Source organism: Rheinheimera sp. WS51, from assembly GCF_050936095.1.
Taxonomy (GTDB): domain Bacteria; phylum Pseudomonadota; class Gammaproteobacteria; order Enterobacterales; family Alteromonadaceae; genus Alishewanella.
In genome coordinates, this window is sequence record NZ_JBOTRC010000026.1 from 1 (window position 1) to 9,493 (window position 9,493).

Annotated in this window: 1 protein-coding gene; it reads left to right on the top strand. The window is 40.8% G+C overall.

Features of this window, described 5'->3' with window-relative positions:
• On the top strand, positions 1-9,493 hold a 9,493-nt coding region (locus tag ACRCA4_RS14655), incomplete at both ends, for an amino acid adenylation domain-containing protein (RefSeq protein WP_433190240.1).

Here is a 9,493-nt window from a genome sequence, read left to right on the forward strand (position 1 = left end):
GTCATGCTGGTTGTCAGATAGGGGTAGCACAAGTATTTAAAACCCCTGTATTAGCAGAATTAGCCGAATATGTTACTGCTTTACCTAAATCTACACTGATACCCGAAATACAGAAGCAACCTAGTGATGCTATATTACCCTTATCCTATGCTCAACAACGCTTATGGTTGGTCGATCAACTAGAAACAAACAGCGCCCATTATAATATGCCATTTGCTTATCGTTTAGTGGGTAAGTTGAATGTTGCAGCCTTGCAAGCCGCTTTAATTCAAATTGTTGAGCAACATGCTATTTTGCGCACTAGAATAATTAAAACGGCGGAAGGACCGGTTCAACAACGTTTTAGTAGTGATAATTACTTTACTGAAGTAATAGACTTAACTCAGGATCCAAATGTAGACCTTAGTTTAAGAGAAATTTTACAGCGTTATGCTAACTTACCCTTTAATCTGAATGATGATTATTTGCTCCGCAGTTGTATTCTCCATTTAGCTGATGACGTTAATGTGTTGGTATTTACCTTACATCATATAGCTGCTGATGGTTGGTCAGTAGGTCTTTTACAACAGCAAATAACTGAGTTATATGAGCAATATTGTCAAGGGAATAGGGTACCGGTTGATAATACACTTGTGCAATATGCTGATTTTGCATATTGGGAACAATTATATCTAACACCTGAACGTTTACAGGTTCAACAGCAATATTGGTTAGAAAAATTGGCAGGTATGCCGCAAGTCCATAGTTTACCGCTAGATTATGCGCGGCCTGAGAAGCAAAGCTTTGCTGGCAATAGCTATCAATGTAGATTAGCAAAGGCATCTTTGCAGCGATTGAATGCGTTATGCCAAGACCAAGGCGCTAGTTTATATATGGGGCTTCAGGCAGCTTTAGCCTTGTTGTTATCTCGAGTTAGTCAGCAGAGTGATATTATCATTGGTACACCTGTTGCTAATAGGGAGCAACCAGAACTAGAAAAGGTATTAGGCTTTTTTGCCAATAGCTTAGTGATGCGGCTACATTGTGATCAGGCTTTGAGTTTTACTCAGTTACTAGAACAAAGTAAAGAGGTTGCCTTAGAAGCGTATCAGCATCAGCAATTACCATTTGAACAGCTTGTAGCTCAGTTACAACAAGATCGCCGTGCTGCTTATGCACCTTTATTTCAGATTATGTTGGTATTACATAATCAACAACACGGTGACTGGAAATTATCTGGTTTACAGCTTAGTCAGCAAGAACAATTGTTGGCACATAGTAAATTTGATCTTATGTTATCGGTTGTTGAACAGGCTGATGGCTTAGAGATTATCTGGGAATACAATACGGATATATTTGCTGAATCAACAATCATAGCTTGGGCTGATACTTTTATAAATGTACTTGAACAAGTTATAGATGACAGAACGCTAGCCTTATCAGAAGTACCGTTGTTAAATAGTAAGCAGCGGTATCAGCTGATACAGCTATCACAAGGAAAGTCGACTGAAGTTAATTTAGATATAGCATCGTTAGTAGAAAATCAAGCGAAAAAATATCCTAAGTACGTGGCATTGCGAATGGGGGATGAGCAACTAAGTTACCTTGAGTTAGACCAATGGGCAAACCGTTATGCGGCTTGGCTACAAAAGCAAGGCGCAATGAAGGGTGATATTGTTGCTTTATGTCTAGATAGAGGTATTACTCAAATAGTTACTGTATTAGCGGTACTTAAGCTAGGTGCTGCTTATTTACCTTTAGATGCTGAACTTCCTGCTGAACGGTTAAACTATATTCTGCATGATGCAAAACCTGCCTTGTTACTAATAGAGCAGCAGTTTACTCATCATATTAATGCTATACCAAGTGCTCACGTATTGGATGATGAAGTAGTACAAGAACAAATAGCAAATCAACCAGCAACGCCGGTACAACTTAAGTATGCAATTACCAGTTCGGATCTTGCCTATATTTTATACACATCTGGTACTACAGGGCAACCTAAAGGGGTATGTCAAACTCAGGGAACATTACTGCATTTGATTCAAGCGCAAAAAGAGCAAGGCTTAGATCAGCCGATGCAGATGCTGCAATTCACCCCTCTTACTTTTGATGTTTCAGCACAAGAGCTAGTAACAGCATGGGCGACAACTAGCTGTCTACAGTTAATTACTACTGAGCAAAAAAGTGACTTAGTGAAATTTAGCCGGCTAGTAGAGCAGTTCGCTATCGAAAGGCTATTTTGTCCACCTGCTGTTTTTTCTCTGTTAGCTGAACAGGTGCTTAGTCAGCGCATTCAACTAACAGCCTTAAAACAGGTTATTGTAGCTGGCGAAGCCTTGTTTATTAATGAGGCTATTAGTAATTTTATGCAACAACATGTTGCTTGTGAGTTATGGAATCATTATGGCCCGACAGAAACTCATGTTGTTACAGCAGAGAGAGTCGTCAACTTAGACGCTGGTCAATATGCAGCAATAGGTCTACCTGTTGGAGAAAGTCAGTGTTTGATACTTGATCAGAATCAGCAATTGCTACCACGTGGAGTAATCGGTGAGCTCTATGTCGGTGGACCTGGGGTCGCGCGCGGATACTTAAATTTACCTGAGCTAAGCGCAGAATGTTTTGTTCAAATTGATCATCAGAGCGGAAGGTTCTATAAAACAGGAGATTTAGTCCGTTGGCGTGGCGACAATAAACTACAATATTTAGGCCGCAGTGATGACCAAGTTAAAATACGAGGTTTTCGTGTCGAGCTGTCAGAGGTTACTGCTGCCTTAAGTCAATTAAGCACTATCGAGCAAGCCTGTGTTATTAGCTTGCCAGATGCTGCGCAGCATTTACAGTTAGTTGCTTATTTAGTGTTAACAGCTGATAGCCAATGGCATGCTGATTTTGTCAGTAAGGTTAAGTTACAACTTAAAGCATTATTACCTGCTTATATGATACCTGCCGTTTATATGCCAATATCGGCCTTACCATTAACTGCTAATGGTAAAGTGGATAAACGCGCTTTGCCTTCACCAGATTTTAATCAACACGTTACACAAGGTGTTGCGATTGAAGGTGATATCGAACAACAGCTACAGCAACTTTGGGCGAAACTATTAAAAGTTGAGCCAATGCATATAAGTGCTGACAGTAGCTTTTTTGCCTTAGGGGGGCACTCTTTACTGGCGACGCGGCTATTAATGTTAATTCAGCAAGAGTTTGGCATTGAGTTAGCATTACGTACAGTATTTGAGCATGATAATATCCGTGAGCTGGCTATTATTATTGAGCAAAGCGAGTCAGAATCTTACCTGCCAGAACTTGCTGTTTGTACAAAAGAACATCAGTTAGTTGAGTTATCTTTTGCTCAAGAGCGGCTGTGGTTCATGCAGAAAATGTCACCGCAAGCGAGTCAATACAATATGCCTCTGGCTATGCGTATTCGAGGTCGTTTACAATTTAATGCTTTACAACAGGCATTTGATATTTTATTGCAGCGCCATCAATCTTTACGGACTCGCTATATCGAACAGGATGGGCAAGTTTGGCAACAGTTGACATATCCTGAATCTATACCGTTAGTTGTTCGGGACTTTACCCAGTTACCTTCAGATCATGCGCAAAGCATTTCACAAGCGATAGATGAATTAGCGTCTAAGCCTTTTGCGCTTGATTCGGATCTATTATTGCGTGCTGAACTACTACGGCTTGAACAAGACGATAATGTGTTGTTGTTATGTATGCATCATATCGCAACAGATGGCGCTTCGTTGGGCGTTTTTCTACAAGATCTACAAGAGCTATACCAAGCTGCTTGTCAGCAACAAACAATAGAATTGGCACCTTACAAGATCCAATATCGTGATTTTGCTAAGTGGCAACGTCATTGTGCAGCTGTACAATTAGAAGCTAGCCAAGACTATTGGCGTCAACAACTACAAGGTATTCCTGCTGTTCATAGTTTGCCTCTTGATAGGCCTCGATCTGTAGCCTCTAACTATTTAGGTGGCGTTTGGTCCCAAACGATTTCTGCGACTAAACTTAGCGAATTTAAGCAGTTAGCAAGAAAATATCACGTATCAGATTTTATGTTGTTACATGCGGTTTTCAGTGTACTGCTTGCTAGGTTAAGTAACGAAAATGATATAGTGATAGGGACACCTTTAGCACAGCGTAATCAGCCAGAACTGAGCCGGCTGATGGGTGTATTTTTAAATACTTTAGTATTACGCGTAGATTTAGCAACAAATCCTACTTTACCTGAGTTACTACAGCAGATAAAACAGGTTCAACTCGATGCGCATCAACATGCTGCCATGCCATTTGAGAAGCTAGTTGAACTGCTGAATCCGCAACGAAGTTTAACCCATACACCTCTGTTTCAAATTATGTTGAATTACAACAATAATGAACAGCAGCCTTTTAGCTTGTATCAAACAGAAGTCGAAATGTTAAGCTTAGGCGAGGTGCAAAATAAGTATGATCTTACTCTTTATGCTGATGACAGTACTGGCGAGTTAATATTAAACTGGGTATACGACGCAAATGTGTTTGACGCCTCATCTATAGTATTAGCTGCAACACAGTTTGAATATTTGCTGAGTCAATTTACTCTAACATCGAATACACCAGTACTATCCCATAACTGGGGAGAACAATGGCCAGAAACTAGGCTTGAACATAAGCTTTCGGTCCAGTCTATTCCTGAACTTTTTAGTTTAATAGCAAAACAAAACGCGAATAGAATTGCGTTACAGTGCCAAGAACAAAAAGTGAGTTATGCTGAACTTGACCACTTAAGTAATCAATGGGCTGAATATTTTAAACAACACTTCTTATTAGAGACCGGTGCTAGAGTTGCTATAGCACTACCTCGAAATTTACAGCGCATCGTGGCTATGCTTGCCGTAGTTAAGTGTGGTGCGACTTATGTACCTTTATCGACTGAGTTACCTGCTGCACGTGTCAATTATATGGCTCAAGCAGCCGAGGTGAATCTAGTGTTAAGCAGTGTTGAACTTGCTAAAGGTTACCAATGGCCTAAGCAAGTGCCAGTGTTGATTACTGATCATACTGATTTTAGCCAAACAGTGACACAATGTTCGGCTCAGCAACCTGATTACACTAATATTACAGCTCAGACTGCAGCTCATATTATTTTCACATCAGGTTCAACAGGTCAGCCAAAAGGGGTAGTAGGAACACATGAAGCAACCTTAAATAGGGTGCTGTGGATGAAAGATCAATATCCATTTGATGAGGGTGAGCAGTGTTGCCATATTACATCGATGGCTTTTACTCGAGCTGTCTGGGAGCTGTGGTTACCTTTACTGTGTGGTCAGACACTGCATTTAATTGACCGAGCTGAGGTAAAAGAGCCTAGTTTACTCTTTGCTCGTTTACAGCAACGGAAAATATCACGTCTAGTTACTGCCCCCTCTCTATTACGGAGTTTATTGGAGTATCAGCAACGAAAAGGCATGAAATTAAATGCTTTGCGGTACTGGTTTGTGAGTGGTGAACCTTTACCTGTTTCTCTGGCAAACCAAGCGCTAGCACAGTTAGCTCCAACCCAACTGATCAACCTTTACGGCTCTACAGAAGTCATGTCTGATATCAGTTATTACAATGTCAGCTTGCAGGGGACTGGTAACAGTATGTATGTGCCAGTAGGGCAAGCTATTAGTAATAGCCAATTATTATTGTTAGATAAGCAACAACAGCCAGTTTCTCAAGGTGCTATTGCTGAAATTGTCGTAACAGGTAGCAATTTAGCTTTGGGCTACTTAGGTCAAGAGGATCAGACAGCTGAAAAATTCATTCAAACACCAATAGGTAGAGCGTACCGGACTGGAGATTTAGGACGTCTTGATTGGCAAGGTCAAATCCATTGTTTGGGTAGAATGGATGATCAAGTGAAAATTCGCGGTTATCGATTAGAGCTTGGTGAAATAGAAGCTAAACTTTTGCAACATGAGGCAATAAGTAATGCCTTAGTTAAAGTGGTTGGCAGTGCTGAAGATAAGCAGCTGATTGCGTATTTACAAACAAACACTACAGAGCAAATGCAACTTGTAGATCGTATACGAGTACAATTGGCACAAGAATTACCCGATTATATGCAACCCGTGTATTACCATTGTATGGAAAAGTTTGCTCTTCGACCTAATGGTAAAGTGGATCGGCATCAATTACCTGAAGTCAATTGGCAACAAAGTCATGCATACCAAGCTCCTCAAGGAGAAACTGAGCAACGGCTTGCAATGATCTGGGCTAATCTCTTGCGCATTGACCAAGTTGGCCGTGACGATAACTTCTTCAGGATTGGAGGTCACTCCTTATTAGCTACTCGTTTAGTTAATGCGATTTTTGCCGAATTTGCAACAGAGTTAACTGTTAAAATAATTTTTGAAGCTAATACGGTTGCAAAACTTGCTGTATCTATTAATCAGGCTCAGCCGTGCGCGGCACAACCAAAACTACGTTCATTGCAACATGCTAACAATAAGGCTGTTTTATCTTACGCCCAACAGCGAATGTGGTTTATGCATCAGTTAGATGAAGGCAGCGGAAATTATAATATCCCTATGTCCTACAGATTGCGAGGGAAGTTAGATTATAGCTGTTTACAGCAAGTATTCGATACTATATTTAAGCGTCATGCAACTTTACGTACCCGCTTTGTTGAGCAAGACGGCGTACCGCTACAATGGGTACAACCTGAAGCTGATTTTGTCTTATCAATAACAGATTTATCTAATTTACCAGCAGCACAACAGATCCAACAACAGCATCAATTAGCTTTAATTGAGGCGAATACTAGTTTTAATTTACAACAAGACTTGATGTTGAGAGTCAAGCTATTAAAAATGTCTGACTCTGAACATATGCTGTTGATGACAGTACACCATATTGTGGCTGATGGTTGGTCAATGGGAATATTAGCTGAAGAGTTTGTGCGTCTTTATGATGCCTTCAGCCAAGGGAAAGCGAGCCCGTTGCCAGCCTTACCTGTGCAATATATCGATTTTGCAGTATGGCAGCGTGAGTGGTTGGCTGGAGAAATGTTACATAAACAAGTGAGCTTCTGGCGCGACGCTTTAGCTGGAGCTCCTGCGGTGCATAATCTGCCATTGGACAAACCAAGGCCGGCTAGCCAAACTTTTAATGGTGCTTGGCTTGACTCTGATATTGATTTAACGACAGTTGAACAATTAAAGCAGCTCGCTCAAAAGCATGACGTAACATTGTTTATGTTATTACAAACTGCTTTTGCGGTATTAGTCAGCCGACTAAGTAATGAAACCGATATTGTTATGGGTAGTCCTGTAGCGAATAGACGCCGGGATGAGCTTAATCATTTGGTTGGTTTTTTTGTAAACACATTAATATTGCGTAATGATTTCGCATCTGATCCTACTTTTAATCAAGCATTAGGCCAAGCAAGACAAACTCACCTTGATGCGCAAAGTAACCAAGATATTCCTTTTGAGCTTCTTGTTGAGGAGTTGAACCCACAGCGTAGCTTAAGTTATAGTCCGCTTTTCCAGTTAATGTTTGTACTTCATAATAATCAGCAGGTAGATGTTGAACCAGAACAATTAGATATAGAAGCACAGCGTAGTCGTGCCGCTTTAGCTAAATTCGATTTAACACTTATAGCAACTGAAACCGATATTGGTCTGCAATTTAACTGGGAATACAATACAGATTTATTTTCTGAGCATAGTATTATTCGTTTTAACCGCTATTTCATGCAGTTACTACAGAGTATTTTGCATAGTCCGGAAACTAGAGTTTCTAGATTAGCGCTAACTAAAGACGTAGCAGTTAAGCAAAAATCGTCGCAACTTCCTGTTGGCTACACTAACATTGGTCAATTGATTGCAAAGCAGTCTGCTGTTACACCTGATGCAACTGCATTGATTGACAAAAACAAACAATATTCATATCAAGAGCTTGATCAGCTGACTAATCAGCTAGCTCGCTGGTTGCGCCAACAAGGTATTGAATCAGCAGAACATGTTGGTGTGATGTTGCCACGTAGTGCTGACGTTGTTCTGGTCTTTGTGGCACTGTTAAAGTTAGGAGCAGTTTATACCCCTCTAGATACAAAAGCACCGCCTGAACGATTACAGCAAATCATTAATAATGCAGGTATCACACGAGTTTTAACTACGTTAGATTTGCAACAGGCAAAACTGAGCCAAGTGCGACAATTGATTTTGAGTCATAACGAGTTGACATCAATTGAAAGCAGTGCGATTAATGATGTTTGTTATAATATTGATGACAGCGCATATTTAATTCATACCTCGGGTTCCACAGGTACGCCTAAGGGAGTATTAGTTCCACACCGGACTATTTTGGCGTTGTTAGCTCATCAACAACAAGGTGCTGCAAGATTAGAGGCACCTCTACCAACGTTAATGTTTGCCTCATTACAATTTGATGTTTCAATACAAGAGATGGCAACAGCATTGACAACGGGAAGTGCATTAGTGGTTGCTGATGAAGATACTCGACTTGATATGCCTGCACTTATTAGCTTAATGCAGCAGCAGCGTATAGGTCGAGTCTTTATGCCTTATGCGGTACTTCAAGTTATGGCTCATGCTGTTATTGGCAGTAGCAGTAAACTCAGTGAGCTACAAGTCTTAGTTACAGCGGGCGAACAATTACGTATTACACCTGAAATTCGCCAGTTTTTTCAGCAACATCCTCAGGCATGGTTAGTTAACCATTATGGTCCATCAGAAACCCATGTTACTACTGAGTATGTTTTAAAATCTCCAGCTGAATCTTGGCCTATGTTACCTGCTATTGGTTCAGCAATATCGGGTACAATTAGCTGTGTATTAGATAAAAATTTACAGGTGGTGCCAGAAGGGGCCGTTGGTGAGTTATATCTTGGCGGTGATTGTTTAGCTAAAGGCTATGTTGGTGCACCGGAACTGACAGCTGAACGTTTTGTTCAACTAGAGTTAAATGGGGCTAGCTCGCGTTGGTATCGAAGTGGTGACTTGGTTCGTTTTAATCATCAAGGCCACTATGATTATCAGGGGCGTGCGGATCAGCAATTGAAAATTCGGGGATTCCGTGTTGAACCAGGTGAAATAGAGCATTGTATCCTGAGTTTCCCCAACATTAGTGATGTGACTGTCGTATTGCAAGACACAGAACAAGGCGCGCAACTAGCTGCCTATTTTGTTAGCTCGTCTGAAGAGTCGGTTGAACTTGAAAAATTACAGCAGTATTTGAAACGTAGACTACCTGATTATATGTGGCCTAAAGGGTGGATGCAGTTAAGTGCCATCCCATTAACTCGTAACGGTAAGGTTAATAAACGTGAGCTGCCATTAATTGAATTGCAGACTGAAACTGAAGGTGAGCAAGCTACAACTGAAACTGAAATAGAGTTAGCGCAGTTATGGCTAAATTTATTACCAGGTACAGCAGTATTGCGCCAAAGTGATTTCTTTGCCTTAGGTGGCCACTCGCTATTAGCGATGCGTTTAGTGAC